Annotated in this window: 19 protein-coding genes; all 19 read left to right on the top strand. The window is 32.8% G+C overall.

The genetic code is table 11. From position 1 onward, the window contains the following. Positions 1-66 precede the first annotated feature (66 nt). Positions 67-2229 carry a tetratricopeptide repeat protein gene (locus CD31_RS08180; RefSeq protein ID WP_036076776.1) on the top strand — a complete coding sequence of 721 codons (2163 nt, stop codon included), beginning with the start codon at positions 67-69 and terminating at the stop codon, positions 2227-2229. A 189-nt stretch (positions 2230-2418) separates the two neighbouring features. Beyond that, on the top strand, positions 2419-2547 hold the full coding sequence (locus tag CD31_RS24000) for a hypothetical protein (RefSeq protein WP_280522776.1): 129 nt from the start codon (positions 2419-2421) through the stop codon (positions 2545-2547). A gap of 12 nt (positions 2548-2559) precedes the next feature. Further along, positions 2560-3654, top strand: coding sequence for a glycosyltransferase family 8 protein (locus tag CD31_RS08175; protein WP_036076774.1), 1095 nt, complete (start codon positions 2560-2562; stop codon positions 3652-3654). 355 nt (positions 3655-4009) lie between these two features. Then, positions 4010-5128: a glycosyltransferase gene (locus CD31_RS08170; RefSeq protein ID WP_036076771.1), complete on the top strand. Its 1119-nt coding sequence runs from the start codon at positions 4010-4012 to the stop codon at positions 5126-5128. 38 nt (positions 5129-5166) lie between these two features. Next, positions 5167-6336: a glycosyltransferase gene (locus tag CD31_RS08165; protein WP_081977474.1), complete on the top strand. Its 1170-nt coding sequence runs from the start codon at positions 5167-5169 to the stop codon at positions 6334-6336. A gap of 1802 nt (positions 6337-8138) precedes the next feature. Next, complete coding sequence (locus tag CD31_RS08160; RefSeq protein ID WP_052125353.1) at positions 8139-9149, top strand: Stealth CR1 domain-containing protein; 1011 nt, start codon at positions 8139-8141, stop codon at positions 9147-9149. 12 nt (positions 9150-9161) lie between these two features. Next, entirely contained in the window at positions 9162-10274 is a 1113-nt protein-coding gene (locus CD31_RS08155; RefSeq protein WP_036076766.1) for a glycosyltransferase, read from the top strand. Continuing rightward, on the top strand, positions 10267-11406 hold the full coding sequence (glf, locus tag CD31_RS08150) for a UDP-galactopyranose mutase (RefSeq protein WP_036076764.1): 1140 nt from the start codon (positions 10267-10269) through the stop codon (positions 11404-11406). Before CD31_RS08155 ends, glf begins: the two co-directional genes overlap by 8 nt. A gap of 58 nt (positions 11407-11464) precedes the next feature. Beyond that, the gene (locus CD31_RS08145) at positions 11465-12616 is read left to right on the top strand and encodes a glycosyltransferase (RefSeq protein WP_036076762.1); all 1152 of its coding nucleotides are present in this window, start codon (positions 11465-11467) and stop codon (positions 12614-12616) included. A 103-nt stretch (positions 12617-12719) separates the two neighbouring features. Then, the gene (locus CD31_RS08140) at positions 12720-12959 is read left to right on the top strand and encodes an acyl carrier protein (RefSeq protein WP_036076759.1); all 240 of its coding nucleotides are present in this window, start codon (positions 12720-12722) and stop codon (positions 12957-12959) included. Positions 12960-12968: 9 nt separating this feature from the next. Further along, complete coding sequence (locus tag CD31_RS08135) at positions 12969-13706, top strand: SDR family NAD(P)-dependent oxidoreductase (protein WP_036076757.1); 738 nt, start codon at positions 12969-12971, stop codon at positions 13704-13706. A gap of 32 nt (positions 13707-13738) precedes the next feature. After that, positions 13739-15091: an AMP-binding protein gene (locus tag CD31_RS08130; RefSeq protein ID WP_036076755.1), complete on the top strand. Its 1353-nt coding sequence runs from the start codon at positions 13739-13741 to the stop codon at positions 15089-15091. Further along, complete coding sequence (locus CD31_RS08125; protein ID WP_036076753.1) at positions 15088-16149, top strand: LuxE/PaaK family acyltransferase; 1062 nt, start codon at positions 15088-15090, stop codon at positions 16147-16149. The genes CD31_RS08130 and CD31_RS08125 overlap by 4 nt, the downstream gene beginning before the upstream one ends. Beyond that, entirely contained in the window at positions 16146-17339 is a 1194-nt protein-coding gene (locus CD31_RS08120; protein WP_036076751.1) for an acyl-CoA reductase, read from the top strand. Before CD31_RS08125 ends, CD31_RS08120 begins: the two co-directional genes overlap by 4 nt. Beyond that, the gene (pseH, locus tag CD31_RS08115) at positions 17336-17872 is read left to right on the top strand and encodes a UDP-4-amino-4,6-dideoxy-N-acetyl-beta-L-altrosamine N-acetyltransferase (RefSeq protein WP_036076749.1); all 537 of its coding nucleotides are present in this window, start codon (positions 17336-17338) and stop codon (positions 17870-17872) included. Before CD31_RS08120 ends, pseH begins: the two co-directional genes overlap by 4 nt. Next, complete coding sequence (locus CD31_RS08110) at positions 17869-18591, top strand: cytidylyltransferase domain-containing protein (RefSeq protein WP_036076736.1); 723 nt, start codon at positions 17869-17871, stop codon at positions 18589-18591. The genes pseH and CD31_RS08110 overlap by 4 nt, the downstream gene beginning before the upstream one ends. Further along, positions 18591-19556 (top strand): UDP-2,4-diacetamido-2,4,6-trideoxy-beta-L-altropyranose hydrolase, encoded by a 966-nt coding sequence (gene pseG, locus CD31_RS08105; RefSeq protein ID WP_036076735.1) that lies wholly within the window; start codon positions 18591-18593, stop codon positions 19554-19556. Before CD31_RS08110 ends, pseG begins: the two co-directional genes overlap by 1 nt. Further along, complete coding sequence (gene pseI, locus CD31_RS08100) at positions 19553-20599, top strand: pseudaminic acid synthase (protein WP_036076733.1); 1047 nt, start codon at positions 19553-19555, stop codon at positions 20597-20599. Before pseG ends, pseI begins: the two co-directional genes overlap by 4 nt. Further along, on the top strand, positions 20596-21738 hold the full coding sequence (gene pseC, locus CD31_RS08095; RefSeq protein ID WP_036076731.1) for a UDP-4-amino-4,6-dideoxy-N-acetyl-beta-L-altrosamine transaminase: 1143 nt from the start codon (positions 20596-20598) through the stop codon (positions 21736-21738). The genes pseI and pseC overlap by 4 nt, the downstream gene beginning before the upstream one ends. Positions 21739-21756: the final 18 nt, after the last annotated feature.

Genomic DNA, 21756 nt, shown 5'->3' with positions numbered 1-21756 from the left:
AAGTTTGTGCTGTGGCTTTTTAGTAAATTCTTTCTGATTACAAAAAAAATAATGGTAGGTATAAAAATGGACGAACTAAAAATAATGCAAACAATTAATTATATCGAGAAAAACTTACCTGTTAAAAATTGGAAGATAAATGAAATAGATTTTTGGCCTATCTTTAGAATAGTAACTTCATTAAATTTATTAAAGTCAAAGAGTAAAATAAATAATGAAATATATGAAATTACTAAAAATCCAAAGGAAATTCCATCTTTATCACATATTTTTGATGATAAAGACATAGATATAATTTTTCTTTCTGATTCCCAATATAGAGTTAAACTAAATTCAATTTGGTATAATAGACTTTCTGACCCTTTTTATGAAATATCAAAGAGAATGGGATATAAGGCAATTAATTTAGATTTTAGCTATCAGAATGCCGGCAAGGTTCCTGTCATTGAAAATACATATTCGTTACAAAATCAATTAATTGCTTCACAGGACTTGGAAAATCTTGAAAATCTAGATTTAAAATTAGATAGATTTGAGGAAGTTAGAGAAAAAATATTGTATTTGACAAAAGACGAAAATGATGTCCCTGATATTTCTAAAGTAAAGTGGATGGCAACACAAATTCTCTATTGGAAAGAAAGATTTAGAGAAATTATACTTCAAAAAAAAATTAAAAGTGTATTTATAGTTAATTATTATCAACTTATAAGTTATGCATTAATATTAGCAGCTAGAGAGTTGAATATCCCAAGTATAGATATACAACATGGGAATCAACGAAGTGTATACTATCATAATTGGAACAGTATACCTGTTAATGGCTTTAATACTCTCCCCACATATTTCTGGTGCTGGTCAAAAGAACATGGATTACCAATTAAAACATGGGTATCTAAAACTGAAAGACATGATGTAGTAATAGGAGGAAATCCCTGGACAGAAATGTGGAAAAATGAAGAGAGTACTCTTACTAAGTTTTATGATCAAGAAGTAAATAAATATCTAAACAACTCAAATATCAATATATTATTTACAGTACAACCCTTGTATCCTTTAGTTGGGTGGAAATATAACATACCTAATTGGGTTATAGAGGTTATTAGGGTTTCACCTCCTAATTGGAAATTCTATATTAGATACCATCAGCAAATGTTACATAAATATAAAAATGAACATGATTTTTGTGAGAAACAATTGGCAGAATTTATTACAAAAAGAAAAGTTGAAACATTAAAAGCAACCAATTTACCCTTACCAGCTCTATTAAAACATGTGGATATTCATATTACAGCCTTTTCTACTTGTGTAATTGAGGCAAAAGAATTTAACGTTCCTTCTATTACATTGCATGACAGCTCTAAATTATTCTTTCAAAAAGAGATTGAAAATGGATGGGTAGTAGAAGCAAAAACAAAATATGAGATACTTCAAGCAATTGATAAACAAAAAAAATTTAAAGAAAAAATCAATGAGACTATAATAGATAATAGCAAAACTTTATTTGAATCAACTTTTTTTAAAATTGTTGACAATATTAAATCTCCTAATTTTGATAGTGGGTCTTTAAGAAAGGAAATATTGTTTAGTATCTATTTCACGGATCAGGAATTTGAAAAAATTGTTAATAATTATGAGGGAACGGATTCCTATAAAGAAGCTTTATATGTGGCACTTGCATATAAAGAACTAGGTGATTTAAATAATGAAATGAAATTTACTATTATTGCTTTAGAAAAAGCATTAAAAAATCGAAAAAAGATTAAGAAAAGGGATATATTGCTGTTTACTAATCGCTTGATTTCCGAGGAATGCTTTGAAAATTATGCAGAAGACTTTGTTTCTTTGATTGAAGAAAGAACAGGTATATTAGGAGAAATCTTTAAGCAATTTTTTGACGAGCAAAAGTATGATCAAATTTTGAAGTTATGTAAATATTTTAATAAACTAAATTTAGATAGTTTATATTATAGTGGACGAGCTTTAATTCATAAAAATAATCTTGTAGAAGCACTAGAAAAATTAAAAATGTATACTCTTTTGTATGACAACATTAACGAAACTGCTATAACAAAATCTAATAACTTTATTATTTCAGCATTTTTTTATATGGGGAAAATTCATATTGAGCAAAAAAATAATGAGTTAGCTGCTGAGAGTTTAAAAAAGTGTTTGGAATATTCAGATGGTAATCATCAAAAAGCGAGTGAGCTACTTAAAGAGTTATTTTAGATATGATTCAATGAAATATATATTACAAGAATTTTGGTTCAACACTGAAATTTGTTCTTGACCGAGTAAAGTTTGAGGATCGAAGGGAGGCAATTGTAACTACAGACTGTGCATTTCGCTACAGAGCAAAACTTTTGTCGGTAACAGCAAAGAACTTCCAAGCAAAAGTGAGGCGACAGGGGCAACAAGATGATTGAAAACGTGCCTACGGAAAGCATCCCCGTAGCTCGAATGTACGGTCAAACACAAGTTTGGGTGAAAGAGCATGTATTTTTAATAAATATGTGTTTATTAACAGCGATTATTAAAAATATATAGGGAGATAACAAAATGAATATAGTTTGTTGTGTAGATGACAAATATATAAGTCATACTACAACGATGCTTACGTCTTTAATATTAAATACTAAAAAAAAGACTAATATTAATATTTATATTGTTTATAAAAAATTAGATACAGATAATATAAGAAAAATGGTTGAAAGTATTAAACCTTTTGGTGTATCAGTAATATTTAAACACTGTAGGGGATTAGATACTACAAATTTTAATAAAAGATCTTATATAACTGAAACAGCCTATTTAAAATTAGAAATACCTGAACTGTTAGATAACATAGATAAGGTAATATATATAGATGGTGATATTATTATCAATAATGATATTCAGGAACTTTGGGGAATAGATGTGAGTGATTACTATTTAGCAGCGGCACTAGATCATAATAAAAAATTCGCAACAGAATTAGGAATACCAGATACTTTATATTTTAATTCAGGATTAATGATTATGAACCTAGTTAAATGTAGGGAAAAAGAGTTCAGAGAAAGATGTTTAGAGTTTCTGCTCAGTCCTTTAAACCCTAGAAATACTTGTGATCAAGATGTATTAAATTATGCTACACAACAAAATTTTAAAAAAATTTCTTCCGAATGGAATTATTTAATATCAAATCAATTTTTGCTTTCGAAATTAAATTATAATATACCTAGTGTGATACATTATTCTTTTACACCTAAACCTTGGGTATTATTTTCAGAGGTTAAATTTAAAGAGCTTTACTGGGAATATAGGCAAAAAACTTTGTGGGCAAATTTCCTAGAAGGATTAGGGGAAATTAGTGAATTTAATTTCTATATTTTTGGTGCATCTAAAGGCGGAAGTTTAGTATTAGAAGAAATAAAAAAGCTCTATCCGAATTTCAAAATCAAAGGTTTTATCGATAATAATAAACATAAACAAAATACCGAATTTTTGAATTTACCTATTATTTCAACTGAGAAGTTAGCAAAAGATAATAAAACTATTGTTATAGTTGGTTCCATTACATATTTCCCTGAAATAAAATTCCAGCTAAAAAATTTGGAATACTATCCTTTGGTAAATATAAGTGATAAGTTTTTTGTATATAAAGGTATTGTATAAAATGTATAAAAAAGCCATTAATATTTCTATAAATAGCTCTCTTTGGGTGTACTTATTCACTGAATCATCAAACAACCCAAATAATGGGTAAATATCTAATATTGCGTAAATTCAACGGAATTTGTGACATTTCATGTAATTAGGTTTTTACACTTGTTCTTCAAACAAAATTAAGTTCAGGCGATAGTCCATATTTTGAAATTGGATAGCTACCGCCAACACAATAAAGGGGTTTTATGGGAAAAAGAATTGTTTGAATATTTAACTTATTCAATTTTATTACACTCTCTGTATAATTAAAACAAGATAATAATTTTTGAAGCTTAAAACAAGATGTGAGAAAGGAGTTGTTTTTATGCATATAGCATGTTCAATTAACAAAAAATACATAAAATATTGTTCAGTAATGTTGCAGTCGATTATTAATCATACAATTAAAAAGGAACTATTTATTCATGTTCTTCATAATGACTTAACAATTAAAGATGAAATTTTCTTGAAAGATATATTCAAAGGTTATCCATTTTTAAGTTTTAACTTTTATAAAATAGAAAGAGAAAAGTTTTCTATATTTCCAGTAGTTGCGGATCATCTAACTGTAGAAACTTTATTTAGATTGTTTTTAGCAGAGTTATTACCAAATAATATTGAGAAAGTAATATATATTGATTCAGATATTGTGGTTAAAGAAGACTTACTTAATGTATGGAATATTGATATTGGGAAGTATCCATTAGCAGCTGTTCCAAACTTAGAAGGGGTAATGTACAGAGTTTTAGGGTTGAAAGAGAAAAATGATTATTTTAATGCAGGTTTTATAGTAATTAATTTAAATAAATGGAGGACTGAAAAATATTTAGAGAAATTTATTAAATTTACTGAAGGAAATAGGGAAAAAATAATTTTTGGTGATCAAGATATATTAAATGGTGTGTTAAGAGGAGATTGGTTACGTTTACATCCAAAATGGAATGTTCAAAATTCCATATATTCCTTTAAAGAAGATTTTTTAGAGTATTATTCAGAAGAATGTTATGAAACAGTCTCTAATTACCCAGCAATTATACATTATTCTAGTAAATTAAAGCCGTGGAATATATTAAATTATCAAATTAAATCAGAAGAGTATTTTCATATATTAAAAAAAATGGAGACATGGGAAGATGATAGTATATATGAGGAAATAGATTCATGTAAAAATATCTTTATTTTCGGTACTGGAGAATTTGGAAAAAAAGTTTATCGTGCATTCAACATATGTAACATAGAAATTAAAGGATTCATAGATAATGATAGTGAGCGATGGGGGAATTATATTTATAATGTTAAAGTTTATCCCCCGACCGAGGTTTTAAATGAGCCTCAAGAGAAGATTACACTTCTTATATGTAGCATGTATCATAATGAGATACTTAAAAATATGCAGAAACAAAATTATGATCTAACTAATGTGAAAATTATCTCTCCTGAATAAAAATTTATATACGATTAAGGGTAACTAGTATCGATTTTATGAATGAAATGAGGGCGTTGGAAATTTTAAATATTGCTATGTCTATTAATCGAGCATATGTTAATTATTGTATAATTACAATTTGTTCTATTTTGGAAAATACAGATCAAATTTTAAATGTATATATATTGAATTCGGATTTAGATAAGTCTGATGAAAAATACATGAACAATAAACTTTCTAAATACCATATTAAGGTGAAGCTGAATTTTATCTTTCTAGATAGAAATAACTTAAATTTAACAAATTTCAAAAATTATAAAGCACATTTAAGTATCGAAACATTTTATCGATTACTTTTACCGAAAGTATTGAAAGATTTAGATAAAATTATATATATAGACTCAGATATTATCTTTAAAGAAGATATTTCAAAATTAGACGCTATTGATATTGATGAATTCTATATAGGAGCAGTGAAAGATTGCAATTTAGAAATGGAGAGTTATTTACATAAAACTAATTTTCCAGGATATTTTAATGCAGGGCTAATGATTATGAACCTGGATAAAATGAGAAAAACAAACTTTACCGAAAGATGTTTGGAGTTTTATGAGACTACATCATTAGTTTTACCGTATGCAGATCAAGATATACTAAATTATATTATACAAGATGAATGGTACTGCTTAGAGCAAAATTGGAATGTAATTAGACAATGGGCGAAAAAGGATTTAGCACTATATGAAATTTATAAAGATGATTATATTGAGTCTATTATTAATAACCCCTATACTATTCATTACACATCATCTATTAAGCCTTGGAGTTTTTTATGTGACCACCCTTTAAAAAAGGAGTTTATACATTACCAGGAGCTTTCTGGGGTTGAAATATCCTATAACTCTCAATATAACTTCTTTAACAAAATGGATATATTAATTTTTGGAGCAGGTAGTGGTGGAATCAATATGTATGAATTACTAAGAGAACGTAGTTTGGATATAGTTGGATTTATTGATAATAATAAACGGAAAGTTGGGGGACTTTTTAAAGGGAAACCTGTGTGGAGTATATCTGCGATTGAAAAGAAACATTTTATTATTATAGCTAGTGATTACTATAAAGAGATAGCACTGCAATTAGATGATTTAGGTTTGATAAGAAATCTAGATTATGTTATTGGTATTGAAGGTGTGAATGAGTTGAGTGAAAAAATGAAAAAATGAAGAGTATTATTCATCGAAAATGCGGTTTATACCTTTTTAAGCAATCTATATAAATAAGGTAAAAATAGTGATCAAAAAGAACTGAGTTTTTAAATTCAGTTCTTTCTTTCTTTTTTCGTCAATAATAAATTATAGATGATATAAAATTTACATTTGAAGATTTGGGTTTTTAAGTATTTTGCATATAAAGTATAATTTCGTAATACTTAATTAGGGCATTATCACATTATTGATTATATAATTCTACTAATAAAACTGCGTAAATAAAAAATATTCTCATGTGAAACTTTAGTGACAAAAACTTTTAAGAAAGTAAGAAAGGAGGAAACTCTATTGAACTCCCCATCCCACCTTTTTACACTTTACTCAAAACTTTCTTTCGGAATCAGAGCTACAAAGGATATTAACAGAGTTTAATTATGTTGAGACAGCACGTAGATATATATAATGTATTTACTCGGGGGCATGGTAATCAAGCGAAAAGGTTTACGGCAAGCAGTTATAGTTGGCAAACTAAATCGTTCCCCACATCGTCAAATGAATATGTCCAAGTCATTTCCAATTGGTAAATCACGCTCACTATAGCCTTCATCATGGTTAACGTTCAGTCATTACACTACACTTAAGCATCACTAATGAAACAACCATCAACCCATTAACAAGTGTTAAGAAACAGGCTTTTAAGCACGACAGTCCCATTGGTGAACAACTGGGAGATAAACGATTTAATTTTAGTTTTCGATCTTTCCATCAATTAAGTGGATCGATACTATCAGGAACAAGAAAGTCTTAAATACAGAGAATTTGCAACTGAATGGTAAAAAAATCATGGAAAGGAAGTCATGAAAAGGATAGAGTCTACAGTTACTGCCGATATCACTTGTATTCTGGGAACACTGTAATGTGAGGAAATTTGTGTTGTAACCAATTTGATGGACATGAAGGCAGAAGAAATTGAAAACATATATAAATCTCGAAGAGTACTGAATCATTTCTTCGTTGAATTAAGCAAAACTTACCTGTTTTATTTGGCACATCCAATGTAGTATTTAAACAGTTATGTACGTATCTAATTACCTACGAAATTTCTTCATATGCAAGCATGCAAACAATGCCAACTTAAAAGCTTATCTTTTGCAGGTTTTACACGACTGCTTCTTTAAGTTGCCCTTTCAATTTGAATGCCGAATTTATGTGAAAGCGATATCAAAAACTCTATTGGATAAAGACTGTATAACTGTGTGAAGTAATATGTATTTAATATTATTAAACTTTTTGCATAATTTATTTACTAAATATAGAATAGATTTATAGACACGCATAGTTACTAAAAGAAGGGCGTGAATTTCAATTTTAAGCGCTACAACGACTTGTGAACAAATCTGACGTTCTCCGAAAATTAGAAAAAAATTTTGTCTACACAAATATAAATTTTAAGGGAAGAATATTGAAATATATTGAACATGTTTTTCAAACAACGATAATTAATGAAAAATGGGTAGCCGATAATATGTACATTCACACGGTACGTGATTGATGATGTTATTAAACGTCGTATCTTAATTAGCATTCTATGAATATTGTAGGTTATAATTTTGGGCTTTATGGTCATTGATGGACTAGATAACGATGTACAAGCACATAAGCCAACAATAGGATTGATCCTCCAGTGAGACATTTCAGGAAAAGTTAAAAAGCATGGCATGATTCTGTTACTCAGTCGTAAAGGTGTCCCATACGACAAAACATGTTTTAAATTATTTCCTACGACATTGAAAAAAGTATTTCGAGAGGTGAAAATTATGAAGATAGATTTTGTGGTAACATGGGTAGATAATAATGATGTTGAATGGAGAACAACAAAAAATTTTTATGCAGGGTTAAGTAGTAATATTCAAGAAGAGCAAGGGGGGGATTTAAGATACAGAGATTGGGGGTTATTGCAATATTGGTTTAGAGGAGTAGAAAAATTTACACCCTGGGTAAATAAAATTCATTTTGTTACTTATGGACATGTACCAAAATGGTTAAACTTAAATCATCCTAAGTTAAATATAGTAAAACATAAAGAATTCATGAAAGAAGAGTATTTACCTACATTTAATAGTTGTGCAATTGAAATAAATTTACACAAAATAGAAGGCTTAGCAGAGAATTTTGTTTATTTTAATGATGATTTTTTTATCATTAATTATTTAAATCCAGATAATTTCTTCAAAAATGACTTACCTTGTGATGAGGCAGTTTTTTCAAATTATTTTAATCCAACCTATAACCAACATAACTATATTCATATGCTAACAACTGAGGCTGGGGTAATAAATCAGAATTTCGATTTTCAAAAATATGTTAAGAAAAATAAGAATAAATATTTAAATTCAATATATCAAGATCAATTATATTTAAATGAGTTTTATACAAAACGTTATTACTTTCCAGGACTCTATCATCCACATTTACCTCAAGCATTTAAAAAATCTACATTTAGTAAGGTATGGGATGCAGAACCTGAAATATTAAATAATGTTTCAAAAAATAAATTTAGAACTTTAAAAGATGTGTGTCAATATCTTATGCGGACTTGGCAAATTATGAGTGGAGAGTTTGAACCTGTATATTATAGAAAAATTGGTTTTAGTTTTGGAAGAACTGATCAAGAAATCGAAAGAATAAAGGAATTCATAGAGAAACAAGAACGTTCTATTATAGTTATTAATGATTCTATCTCAATCGATAATATTAGTATGTTAAGTAAGCAGTTAAAAGAATCTTTTGATAAAATATTAAAACAAAAAAGTTCTTTTGAAATATAAGGGGTAAAAATATTGAAGGTATCAGTACTTGTTAATAATTTTAATTATGCTAATTTTCTAGGCGATGCAGTTAATTCATGTCTTAAAGAAAACGTTGAGTTAATAGTTTATGACGATGGCTCAACGGATGAATCTATGGAAGTTTTAAAAAGATATAATAGTCATATTAATATAATTTCAAATCCTAACTATAATCATACTTCTAACGAAAACCAAGCAAATGCAATTTATCAAGCCTTTTTACAATCTTCAGGTGATATTATTTGTTTATTGGATAGTGATGACAAGTTTAGTGAAGATAAAATCTCAAAAATATTAAAAGTTTTTAAAGATGATACTTCAATAACTACTGTTCAAAATTTAATGTTAGAAATGGACAGTGATGGAAACCTTAAAAATCAAATCCGACCGATAATAAAGGATGTAAAAGATATAAAATCTTACATATTTAGTGACAATAATTTTTTTCATTTATTTGTCCCAACGAGTGGTCTATCATTTAGACGGTCATTTTTAGAAAAGGTTCTACCACTTGAAGAAGATGGTCTAAATTTCGTATGGCCAGATGCAAGGTTATCATTGCTAAGTGTTTTTTATGGTAAAATCCATACTATTATGGAACCATTAACTTACTATCGAATACATGGCACAAATGATTCTAACGCTCGTAGTACGACTGAAGGTCACGAAACATATTTAAAACAAATCTATTTATATTTTAATAAGTTAGCAGCTTTAAATAATCTACCTAAAATTGAATTTTCTAGAGAAATTTATTTAGAGAATACCTATTTCTCATTAAAATTAAATCGGAAAGTTCTAAAAGAATTTACTGTAAATGATTCGCCGATGTATATTTGGGGAGCAGGTGAAGCTGGTCAAAGCATATATCATTTTTTAAAGAAAAACAAAATAAAAGTTGATGGTTTTTTTGATGCCAATCCTAAGAGAATAGGAGAAAAAAATATGGGTTTAGTTGTTACGCTACCAAAGTTTCATAAGGGAATTAAGTATATTATTTCTCCTATACATGCCTATCATATTATTAAAGAGCAATTGCTAGCTAGAGGTTTTGTAGAAGGTGTAGATTTTATTAATCCTTATAAGGAGTATTCAAATGTTTAACACAATCATCATCGGGGCTGGCTATGCAGGCCTCGTCCTAGCAGAGCGCCTCGCCTCACAGCAAAATCAAAAAGTGTTAGTTATCGAGCAACGTCAACATATTGGTGGGAATGCGTATGACCGATTTGACGAGTATGGTGTGTTGATACATGAATATGGTCCTCATATTTTCCATACACGTTCGAAAGAAGTATGGCATTATTTATCTCAATTCACAGAATGGTACTATTATGAGCATCGTGTGCTAACAAAAATCGATGGGAAAGAAGTACCGATTCCATTTAATTTAAATACAATCAATGAAGTATTCCCGAAAGAGATGGCGGAACGTATACAGCAAAAGCTTGTTAGTTTGCTTGGATACAATGTGAGGGTTCCGATTTTAAAGCTTCGTGAGCAAGGCGATGAAGATTTAAAATTTTTAGCGGATTATGTATATGACAAAATATTTTTAAATTATACGTTGAAGCAATGGGGAATTGGACCAGAGGAGCTTGATCCGACTGTTACAGGACGTGTACCTCTTTATATTTCACGTGATGATCGTTATTTCCAAGATAAGTATCAAGGTTTACCGAAGTTTGGCTATACGGAAATGTTTAAAAAGATGCTGGATCATCCGAATATTCATCTTATGCTTAACACGAAGTTCCAAGATGTAATGACGATTTCAGAGAGTGGCCATATGTTATTCGGTCAGACGTTTGAGGGACACATTATTTATACAGGCTCGATTGATGAGTTATTTGACTATACATATGGTGAGCTTCCCTACCGTTCATTACGCTTTGAGTATGACACTTTTAACGTTGAATATAAACAAACTGTTGGACAGCTGAATTCGCCAAATGGCTACGATTTTACGCGTATTACTGAGTTTAAGCATTTAACGGGTCAAATGCATAGCAAAACAACGCTTGCACGTGAATATCCGGAAGAGTACGTACGCGGGGAAAATACCCCATATTATCCGATCATTACAGAAGAAAATCAAGAGAAGTATAAGCAGTATAAAAAGCTTGCAGATTCGTTAACAAACGTGCATCTAGTAGGACGATTAGCGGAATATAAATATTACGATATGGATGCAGTAGTAGCTGCTGCATTAAAGTTGTATAATAAATTAAAGTAAAATTGAGTCCGACTTGTGATTAAGTCGGACTTTCATTTGAATGAAAAGGGATGACGCCATGAAGATTAGTGTAGTAATTCCGTTATATAATGCTGAAAAATACATAGTTGAAACATTAGATAGTTTGATTAGTCAAACATATCCAATCGATGAAATTTTAGTAGTGGATGATTGCGGAACTGATCAGTCAACGGCAATTGTCGAGAAATATAGTATGTTACATCCAGTTGTAAGGCTTATTCGTCAGTCTCATAATCAAGGTGGTTCAGCAGCACGTAATCGAGGATTAGCGGAGGCACGCAATGCTTGGGTACTAATGATGGATGCTGATGACACAATCCATCCTGACTTATTAAAATTACAGGTTGAACAATTACGTAGATATATGGAAATTGAACCACAACCAGTATGTGTTCATCCCGCTTATGTGCAAACAGATGAGAACGGTAATGTACTAGATAATAGCGAGTATCGAGGACAACAACTATCATATGAAGAGACTTTTGGCTCCCTACTTGTACGTAATTATATTATTACCCCTTCAGGGTTATTATTAAATCGGAATGCTGCCTTAAAAATAGGTGGCTACAAAGCGAATTTCTTTGTGTCAGAGGATGCGGAGTTTATTTTACGTTTATCCAGAGAAGGTACTTTTGTCTATGTGGATGAACCTTATGTTTATTTTAGACGTCACGAGATGAGTATTACTTCAGATTTAAAAAAGGCGTCACAAGCTGGAAAAGCAATATTAGATATTTATTCAATAGAGGAAGTAAAGGAAGCCGTTTTCAGACGAAACTTTACTAAGGAGAGAAATACGATTGATTTTGTTACACTCCTATATCAGTTTAATTGTTATGATGAGGGTTTCAGTTATTTAAAAAGTATTAATAATGGCGAATTCGAATTATCTAAATATTTTTTATCTGGTATTTACTATATCGAGAAGAATGAAAAAAATTTTGCACAGCAGATGTTTGAAAAGTTATTAAGTATTCAACCTACCCATGGTGCCGCTTTAAATAATTTAGGGGTACTCTTGGCATTACATGGAGAAAAACGAAGAGCTGATGTATTGTTCCAAGAAGCTATTGCGCAACATCCCGGATATATGGATGCAGCACATAATTTAGTAGAGTTAAAATCCGATTTTCCTTCTTTTCGATTTACTATGCGAGAATTGCGCGAAAATCTATTAAGATATAAGTAAACTTACATACGATTTTCTTTAACATAGAGTAGATGTATTTTTCTTTATGTTTATTAAAATTGGTCGATAAATAGTATAGAAAGTTAGATAGGGGATACAAAAGATGAATGTAGAGAAATTACAACAAATCTTTGCACAAAGCTTAGAAATAGATGCTATTCATGTAGTTGATGAGTTAACATACAATTCAATTCCAGAGTGGGATTCAGTTGCCCATATGGCATTGGTTGCAGAAATTGAAGATCAGTTTGATGTGATGCTAGATACGGACGACGTGCTTGATATGAGCTCTTTTGCAAAAGCGAAAGAAATATTAGCGAAATATGAAATTGAATTTTCGTAAAGGTCACCTATGTTGAAGGATAAAATTATTTTAATTACAGGAGCAAGTCGTGGAATTGGTCGAGCAACAGCAGTAATTCTAGCAAAAGCTGGGGCACAAGTAGTTTTACATGGACGAACTGAGGAAAGTTTAATTGAAACGAAGGCTGCTGTCTCAGAGGTAGGATTATCACCGTTTACTGTCCTATATGACATGAAAGATGAAACGGCGATAAAGCAAGCTGTATTAGATATAAAAAAACAATTTGGTCGATTAGATGGACTTGTAAATAATGCTGGTGTTATGCATGAAGGTTTACTTGGTATGATGAAGACTTCAGTCATTGAAGAAATGATGCAGGTAAACGTAACAGCAGTACTCCAACAAATGCAATTAGCCTCCAAGCTGATGATGAAAAATAAAGTAAGTTCTATCGTTAATGTTAGCTCTATCGTTGGTATACAGGGTGCGGAAGGAAGCACAGCCTATTCTGCGAGTAAGGCGGCTATTGTAGGGTTAACAAAATCTGCAGCAAAAGAATGGGCAGCAAAAGGTATTCGTGTGAATGCTGTTGCACCAGGTTTTATCGAGACAGATTTAACGAGCCATTATGTTAGAGAAAGAAAAGATACCGTACTTAATTCGATAAAAATGCACCGATTCGGTCAGGCAGATGAGGTGGCAAATGTGATATTATTTTTATTATCAGACTTGTCATCTTATGTAACAGGGCAAGTTATCGGGGTGGATGGGGGCATGGTTATTTAACCATGTTCTTTTCTTTTGAAAGGAGCTATCAAATGAGCTTTTTTGAGTTAACGGAGAAGTGTCAGCAACTAGCTGTAGTGACAAATGAACGCACTTATACATATACGCAATTAGCACAGCAATCCAACAAATTTATATTCAATAGTACACAAAAAGAATTAATTTTGATTTTAACTAAGAATACAGTACAAGTATTAGCTTCATACATCGCTGCTTTAGACAGTGGTCATGCGGTGATGCTATTAAATTATGATATCAATAAGGAATTATTAGCAAAAAATATCGAACAATATCGACCAAAATGGATTGTAGGAGACATAAATATTTCGGGGTATAAATCGGAAAATTTACTATTAACTAGAATAGACGAAACTTCCAACTATAAGATTCATGCGGATTTAGCAGTGTTATTAAGCACATCTGGTACAACAGGAAGTCAAAAATTTGTTCGATTATCTTACGGTAATTTACGTTCAAATGCACAATCAATTATTGAATATTTAGCCATCGATGAGAATGAGCGTGCTGTTATGAACTTACCATTGTCTTATTCGTATGGGATGTCAATTGTGAACAGTCATCTATTAGCGGGAGCAGCGTTAATATTATCTGAAGAAAGTGTAATGGAGAAGTCATTTTGGGAGGAAGTTCGTGAGCATAAAGCTACTTCACTTGCAGGTGTTCCTTTTACGTATCAGATGCTTCAACGTATTGGTTTTATGAAAATGGATTTACCTTATTTAAAGACGCTCACGCAAGCTGGTGGACGACTAAATGAAAAATTAGTAAAAGTTTTTGGTGAATATGCACAGCAAAATAATAAGCGGTTTTTTGTCATGTATGGGCAAACAGAGGCATCACCTCGCATGTCTTATATTCCCCATGAACGTGTACTTACTAAATTAGGTTCGATTGGTATTGCCATACCAGGTGGAAACTTGACTATAGATAGTGAGACGAGTGAGCTTATCTATAAAGGTGCTAATGTAATGATGGGATATGCGGAATGCTTAGAAGATTTATCATTAGGGGATGAACTATCCGGCATACTATATACGGGAGATACTGCAACTGTTGATAATGAAGGGTATTTTACTATTACAGGACGAATGAAACGTTTTATTAAGTTATTTGGATTAAGGATTAATTTAGATGATGTAGAGAAGAAGTTAGAGGCAGTCATTCAAGCACCAATAGCATGTACTGGTAACGATGATAAGTTAGTGGTGGTAATTGAAAAAGAAGAACAGATGGGCCATGTCAAAGAAAACCTTGAACGACTATATAAATTGCATAGGTCAGCTTATAAGGTGGTCATATTAGAAATTCCTCGCTTGGCTAATGGTAAGACAGATTATATGAAATTAAAGGAGAGCTGTTTATGATTGCCCCATATCATTTGGAACGACAGCAAAAATCAGCGCAGCTATTAGATAAACTTAATGCATTAACAAAATGGCATATGGACAATTGCCAAGAATATAAGGCGATGCTAGAAAAAAGTGATGCTGTACAACAAGTTGACACTTTAGAAGAAGTACCTTACTTACCGGTGCAAGTATTTAAGCTTTTAGAGTTAAAGTCGATTTCACAAGAAGAAATCGTAAAAGTACTGACTTCAAGTGGTACAACGGGGCAACAGGTGTCTAAAATCTACTTAGACAAAGAAACTTCTGTTGCACAAACTAAAATATTGGTTGAAGTGATGAAACCTTTGCTTGGCAGTAAACGTTTACCGATGATTATTTTAGATACGAAATCAGTGCTAAAAGATCGTAAATCATTTAGTGCTCGTGGTGCTGGCATTTTAGGCTTCTCCAATTTTGGTCGTAAGCATTTTTATGCATTAAATGATGATATGAGCTTAGATATTGTGGGCTTACAGGCATTTTTAAAGGAGTTTGCGGGGCAAAAAATTTTATTGTTCGGCTTTACGTTTATGATTTGGCAGTATGTCTATAAAGAAGTAATAGCAAGCGACATAAAGATTGACTGTGGAGACAGTATTTTAATTCACGGTGGTGGCTGGAAGAAGCTGAAGGATGAAGCGGTTGATTCCTCTACATTTAATCGCTTACTACATGAGCAGTTAGGCATTCGAGAGGTACATAATTATTACGGAATGGTCGAACAAGTTGGATCCATTTTTGTTGAGTGTAGTATGGGGCATCTTCATACACCTAGCTATGCAGATATTATTATTCGTAACCCCATTACATTTGAGCCAATTCCTTATGGAGAACAGGGGCTTATTCAGGTGTTAAGTGAGCTACCCAAAAGCTATCCGGGCCATTCATTGCTGACAGAAGATCTAGGTACCATTCATGGGGAAGATGATTGCCTTTGTGGTTGGAAAGGGAAATATTTCTCTGTAGCAGGGAGAATTCCAAAGGCGGAGCTCCGGGGCTGTAGTGATACTTTTCAAGGAGGGACTAAGCGATGAATCTATTTTGGCCAGAAAATATTGCATTTGAGTCTGCTATGGAACAGCTTTCCTTTTATAAACCAAATAAACCTTTTGACCAAGAGGTAGTGGCATTTACACAGGCTCTATCCAAACGTTTTCTTCGTATAAGAGAATTGCCTGAAATTGTAGCATTAGGTTACTGGCTTCGAAAGGCAAATATCAAGGAAATGCAAGCTGCATTTGAACAAGGGGCTGCACAAAAGAAAGTAAGGGCGCGAGGAACTGTGTTTCATATTGCGCCATCGAATGTTGATACAATTTTTGTTTATTCTTGGATGTTGTCGTTGTTAGCAGGCAATCGAAACATCATTCGAATTTCTAGTAAGGAGCAAAAGGGCTTAAACGTGCTTTTGCAAATAATTATAGAGGAGTTAACTCGTCCTGAATTTCAAAAAATTGCTCAGCAGACGATAATATGTACATATGGGCATGAGGAAAATGCAACAGCCGTCTTAAGTTCTGCTTGTCAGACACGTGTCATTTGGGGTGGAGATGTAACGATTTCTGCTATCCGAAGTGTACCACTAGCACCCTTAGCAAATGAACTTACTTTTCCAGACCGATTCTCATTGGCTGTTTTAAATAGTGAGATAATCTCTAAGTTAAATGAGAAGGAATTAGACAATCTTGTAGAGCAGTTTTATAATGATGTTTTTTGGTTTGATCAAATGGCGTGTTCTTCTCCAAGATTAATCGTCTGGAGTGGTGATAACCAAGAAGCAATCAATAAGTTTTGGACAGTGTTCGCACAAAAAATTCAGCAAAAGCAATATGAATTAATGGCAGCAACACAAGTGTTGAAATACACTACTAGTCTCGTACTTGCAACTGAAAGTGTTGTAGGTAATTTGGAAAATGGACTTTATTTTTCACGTGTAAAGCTATCTGATGTGCCAGCAGATGTCCGTGAACGTCATTGCGGCGGCGGAATGTTTTACGAATATACTGTAGAGACACTGAAAGATTTAGCAGGTGTACTAATAGATAAAGATCAAACAATTGCTTATTTTGGTTTTGAACGTGAGGAACTTGAAAATTTAGTGGATGCTATTACAACTAGAGGAATCGATCGCATAGTTCCGATTGGTAAAGCTTTGGAATTTACAGGAGTATGGGATGGTCAAAGCTTTTTAACATCATTTACAAGGGAAGTAATCATTATATGAAATGGATACCAATTGAAGAGCAACATCTTCAGCAAATTTTAGATTGGCGTACACGAGAAGATATAACTCGCTATATGTATACAGATATTGAATATAGTTTAGAAAATCAAAAGAAATGGTTGAATACCATTCGGGCTGATCAAAAAGGTTTTTACTGGTTAATGGAATATAAAGGTGACATTATAGGCTTTATTTCAATCACTGACATCGATTGGAGACATAAACGTGGAGCCTGGAATTTTTATATTGGTGATATGAAATATGCAATGCTTGCAGGCTTTTTAGGAGCATACATGTACAATTATGCATTTACAGAGCTTGGTTTAGAAAAGTTAATTGGTGAAGTAATGGATATAAATGTAGGCGTACAAAAGCTTCATTTAAAACAGGGGGCGCGTCTTGTAGGGAAATATGAACACCATATATGTAAAAATAATATGTGGCATGATGTTCATGTATTTGAAATGACAAAGGACCGTTGGCAAGAAGTTGGGGATAAATTCAAAAAATATATTCCAGAGGTGCAGTCATGAAAACAATTGTTATCATCCAAGCTAGAATGGGCTCATCCCGCCTGCCAGGGAAGATTTTAAAAAAACTTGGTGATGTGGATGTCCTTACATACGATATAGAACGCTGTCGAGCAATTGAGGGGATTAGTGAAGTTATTGTAGCAACAAGTAATTTACCACAGGACGATGCTATTGCAAACTGGTGTGAAGTGCATCAAGTGGCTTTTTTCCGCGGCTCTGAAGATGATGTACTAGGCCGTTATGTACAATGTGCTAACATGTATAAACCTGATTATGTAATGCGTGTGACTTCAGATTGTCCATTTGTTGATTACGAAATAGCGAGTGAGATTGTCTCACTTATGGAAAAAGAGCAAAAGGATATCGTGTTAATGGACCGCGAGCTTCCTCGTGGCCTAGCAGTTGAAATGATATCTTATGAGGCATTATTACATATTCATGAAATGGGAAAAGAACCTCGACATCGTGAACATGTTACTTATTTTGCGTATGAATATGCTGAAAGATTCAATTCAGTTACATATAAAGTACCGGCAAATCGTATAGCTCCTGAACTACGTATAACATTAGATACTGAAGAAGACTATCAATTGATTTCAGCAATCGCAAACCATTTTGATGATCCATTAGTGTCAAGCTCAAAGGTTATTCAATATTTAAGAGAAACACCTGAGGTAGCTGTATTAAATGCACATATTGAACAAAAGCCGGTGATTTAATGAAAAAAATAATTATCCGTACAGATGCATCAGTGGAAATCGGAAGCGGTCATGTTATGAGATGTCTAACAATTGCTGACAATTTAAAAGTGAGAGGATGTAATGTTCGATTTTGGATGGAACCTCTCGCAGGCAATTTGATTAATCTTGTTGCACAACAGGGCTATAAAAATATATCAAAGGCTGAAGGCGCTGATCTTTATATCGTGGATCATTACGGCTTGGATATCGAATGGGAGAAGTCTATTCGACAGCATACAAAAAAACTAATGGTGATTGATGATTTGGCAAGAGTACATGATTGTGATTTATTACTTGATCAAAATGTTGTACCGAATTTTGAGAGTCGTTACGATGGACTTGTACCGAATCATTGTGTGAAATTACTTGGACCAAAGTACTTAATTATGCGTGAAGAGTTTTTAATGGCTCGAAACCAAATGTCACAGCGCCATAATATTAAACGTCTACTTGTATTTATGGGGGGAACTGATCCAACAAATGAGACAATGAAAATTTTAACTGCGCTAGAAAATTACTCATTTGCTCAAATAGATATCGTTGTTGGGAACGGGAATGTACATAAAGGGGAAATCAAGGAAATTTGCAATAAGCGTAATTATCAATATCATTGTCAAATATCTTATATGGCACAGCTTATGCAGCAGGCAGATTTTTGCATAGGTGCTGGTGGTGGAACTATGTGGGAACGTTGCTATGTGGGACTCCCTTCCTCTAGTACGATTGTTGCTGCTAACCAACTCATTACTACTACCTATGCTGCACAACTAGGCGCAGTAATAAATCTAGGATGGCATGAAGATGTGACTGTAGAAAAGTATAGAAACCTACTAAAGGGTATAGGAGACATGAATGTAAAGAAGCTGGAAAGTATTAGTCTGCAATTAACAGCAGCACCACAACCAAATGCTTGGTTATCACAAATAATGGAGTTGTTAGCATGATTAAAATTGGAAATAAGGAAATTGGGAAGCATGTCAAACCTTTTATCATTGCAGAAATGTCCGGTAATCATAATCAATCGTTAGAGCGAGCATTGCACTTAGTAGATCTAGCGGCAGAAGCAGGTGTAGATGCATTAAAGCTACAAACATATACACCAGATACCATTACATTAGATGTCCATACAGGGGAATTTTATATACAAGATGATGAAAACCTTTGGAAGGGAAATTCTCTTTATAATTTATATAAAGAAGCTTACACCCCTTGGGAATGGCATGAGGCAATTTTTAATCGTGCTAAAGAACATGGTCTACTAGCATTTAGTTCACCCTTTGATGAAACAGCTGTTGACTTTTTAGAAACTTTAAACGTACCGGCTTATAAAATTGCCTCTTTTGAGAATGTGGATATACCTTTAATTCGAAAAGTTGCTCGAACTGGAAAACCTATTATTATTTCTACAGGTATGGCAACAGTAGGAGAACTAGATGAAGCAGTTGGTGCTGCAAGAGCTGAAGGGAATCAACAAATTGTACTATTAAAATGTACAAGTACTTACCCTGCTACTCCTGCAAACTCTAATCTAGCTACTATTCCCCATATGAGAGAATTATTAGGAACTGAAATTGGTTTATCAGATCACACGTTGGGTGTGGGTGTATCAGTGGCAGCAGTAACTCTTGGTGCAACTGTAATAGAAAAACATTTTACAACTTCTCGTTCTGATGGCGGTGTCGATTCAGCCTTTTCAATGGAACCTCATGAGCTAAAAATGCTAGTAGAAGAAACAGAGCGAGCATGGCAAAGCTTAGGACAAGTACAATATGGACCAACAGATGCTGAAAAGGATTCTACAAAATTTAGACGCTCGTTGTATATAAGTGAAAACTTAAATGCAGGGGACCTACTAACCAAAGAAAATGTGAGAAGTATACGACCTGGCCTAGGATTGCCGACAAAATACTATGATTTGATCATTGGTAAGCACATTAATCAAGATGTGAAAAAAGGAACGCCTTTAAGTTGGGAGTTATTACTATGAAAAAGCGCAATGATTTTCTCTCCTACGGTCGCCAATCTATAGATGAAGAAGACATTCAAATGGTAATTGAAACATTGCGTTCTCCTTTTTTAACACAAGGCCCTAAAATAAAAGAGTTTGAACAAGCAATTGCTAATTATGTTGGTGCTCAATATGCAGTGGCATTTTGTAATGGAACGGCAGCCCTCCATGCAGCTTGTTACGCAGCTGGAATAGGTGAAGGGGATGAAGTCATTACATCGCCCATTACTTTTGCGGCAAGTGCGAATTGTGTACGTTATATGGGAGGAACTGTAGTTTTTGCCGATATTGATGCCCGTACATATAATATTGATCCGACCGAAATTAGAAAAAAGATATCATCCAAAACAAAGGCAATCATTCCTGTAGATTTTACAGGTCAGCCTGCTGATTTAGACGCAATCAATGCCATCGCGAGAGAGCATAACATAGTTGTTATTGAAGATGGTGCTCATTCCCTTGGCGCTGAATATAAAGGAAAAAAGGTTGGGATACAAGCAGATATGACCATGTTCAGTTTTCATCCAGTTAAACCGATTACCACGGCTGAAGGTGGGATCATCGTAACGAATAACAAAGAGTATTATAAAAAACTACAATTATTCCGCAGTCATGGTATCGAGCAAACGGAGTATTCATCTGAACAAGGTGGTTGGTATTATGAAATGACAGACCTTGGTTATAATTATCGAATGACGGATTTACAAGCGGCACTTGGCTTGTCTCAATTGACGAAAATTGACACTTTTATCCAACGACGTCGTGAAATTGCAGATTTTTATACAGAAGCTTTTCAAGATGAGAATAGAATTGTCATTCCTCAACAACTACACGAAACGAATTCAGGATGGCATTTGTATATGATTCAGCTTGAAAAGGAATTGCGTAAGAAAATTTTTGGAAAAATGAGATCGATGAATATAGGGGTACATGTACATTACATTCCTGTTTATTGGCATCCCTATTACCAAAAGTTAGGTTACGAACGTGGCCTATGTCCAATTGCAGAAAATTGGTATGAAAAGGCCTTAACTTTACCGATACATCCTCAAATGACAATAGAAGATCTAGCAATTATTGTGTCGAATATTAAAGAATTACTAAATCAGCCGAAATAAGTAGTACTATATTCAGCT

The organism is Lysinibacillus boronitolerans JCM 21713 = 10a = NBRC 103108 (assembly GCF_000772935.1).
GTDB lineage: Bacteria > Bacillota > Bacilli > Bacillales_A > Planococcaceae > Lysinibacillus > Lysinibacillus boronitolerans.
This window is presented reverse-complemented; position numbering and strand designations above follow the sequence as displayed.

Excerpts from the sequence above, each read along its gene's own strand:
- CD31_RS08180 (WP_036076776.1), top strand. The coding sequence starts at position 67 with ATGGACGAACTAAAAATAATGCAAACAATTAATTATATCGAGAAAAAC.
- CD31_RS24000 (WP_280522776.1), top strand. The coding sequence starts at position 2,419 with ATGATTGAAAACGTGCCTACGGAAAGCATCCCCGTAGCTCGAATGTAC.
- CD31_RS08175 (WP_036076774.1), top strand. The coding sequence starts at position 2,560 with ATGAATATAGTTTGTTGTGTAGATGACAAATATATAAGTCATACTACA.
- CD31_RS08170 (WP_036076771.1), top strand. The coding sequence starts at position 4,010 with ATGCATATAGCATGTTCAATTAACAAAAAATACATAAAATATTGTTCA.
- CD31_RS08165 (WP_081977474.1), top strand. The coding sequence starts at position 5,167 with ATGAATGAAATGAGGGCGTTGGAAATTTTAAATATTGCTATGTCTATT.
- CD31_RS08160 (WP_052125353.1), top strand. The coding sequence starts at position 8,139 with ATGAAGATAGATTTTGTGGTAACATGGGTAGATAATAATGATGTTGAA.
- glf (WP_036076764.1), top strand. The coding sequence starts at position 10,267 with ATGTTTAACACAATCATCATCGGGGCTGGCTATGCAGGCCTCGTCCTA.
- CD31_RS08145 (WP_036076762.1), top strand. The coding sequence starts at position 11,465 with ATGAAGATTAGTGTAGTAATTCCGTTATATAATGCTGAAAAATACATA.
- CD31_RS08140 (WP_036076759.1), top strand. The coding sequence starts at position 12,720 with ATGAATGTAGAGAAATTACAACAAATCTTTGCACAAAGCTTAGAAATA.
- CD31_RS08135 (WP_036076757.1), top strand. The coding sequence starts at position 12,969 with ATGTTGAAGGATAAAATTATTTTAATTACAGGAGCAAGTCGTGGAATT.
- CD31_RS08130 (WP_036076755.1), top strand. The coding sequence starts at position 13,739 with ATGAGCTTTTTTGAGTTAACGGAGAAGTGTCAGCAACTAGCTGTAGTG.
- CD31_RS08125 (WP_036076753.1), top strand. The coding sequence starts at position 15,088 with ATGATTGCCCCATATCATTTGGAACGACAGCAAAAATCAGCGCAGCTA.
- CD31_RS08120 (WP_036076751.1), top strand. The coding sequence starts at position 16,146 with ATGAATCTATTTTGGCCAGAAAATATTGCATTTGAGTCTGCTATGGAA.
- pseH (WP_036076749.1), top strand. The coding sequence starts at position 17,336 with ATGAAATGGATACCAATTGAAGAGCAACATCTTCAGCAAATTTTAGAT.
- CD31_RS08110 (WP_036076736.1), top strand. The coding sequence starts at position 17,869 with ATGAAAACAATTGTTATCATCCAAGCTAGAATGGGCTCATCCCGCCTG.
- pseG (WP_036076735.1), top strand. The coding sequence starts at position 18,591 with ATGAAAAAAATAATTATCCGTACAGATGCATCAGTGGAAATCGGAAGC.
- pseI (WP_036076733.1), top strand. The coding sequence starts at position 19,553 with ATGATTAAAATTGGAAATAAGGAAATTGGGAAGCATGTCAAACCTTTT.
- pseC (WP_036076731.1), top strand. The coding sequence starts at position 20,596 with ATGAAAAAGCGCAATGATTTTCTCTCCTACGGTCGCCAATCTATAGAT.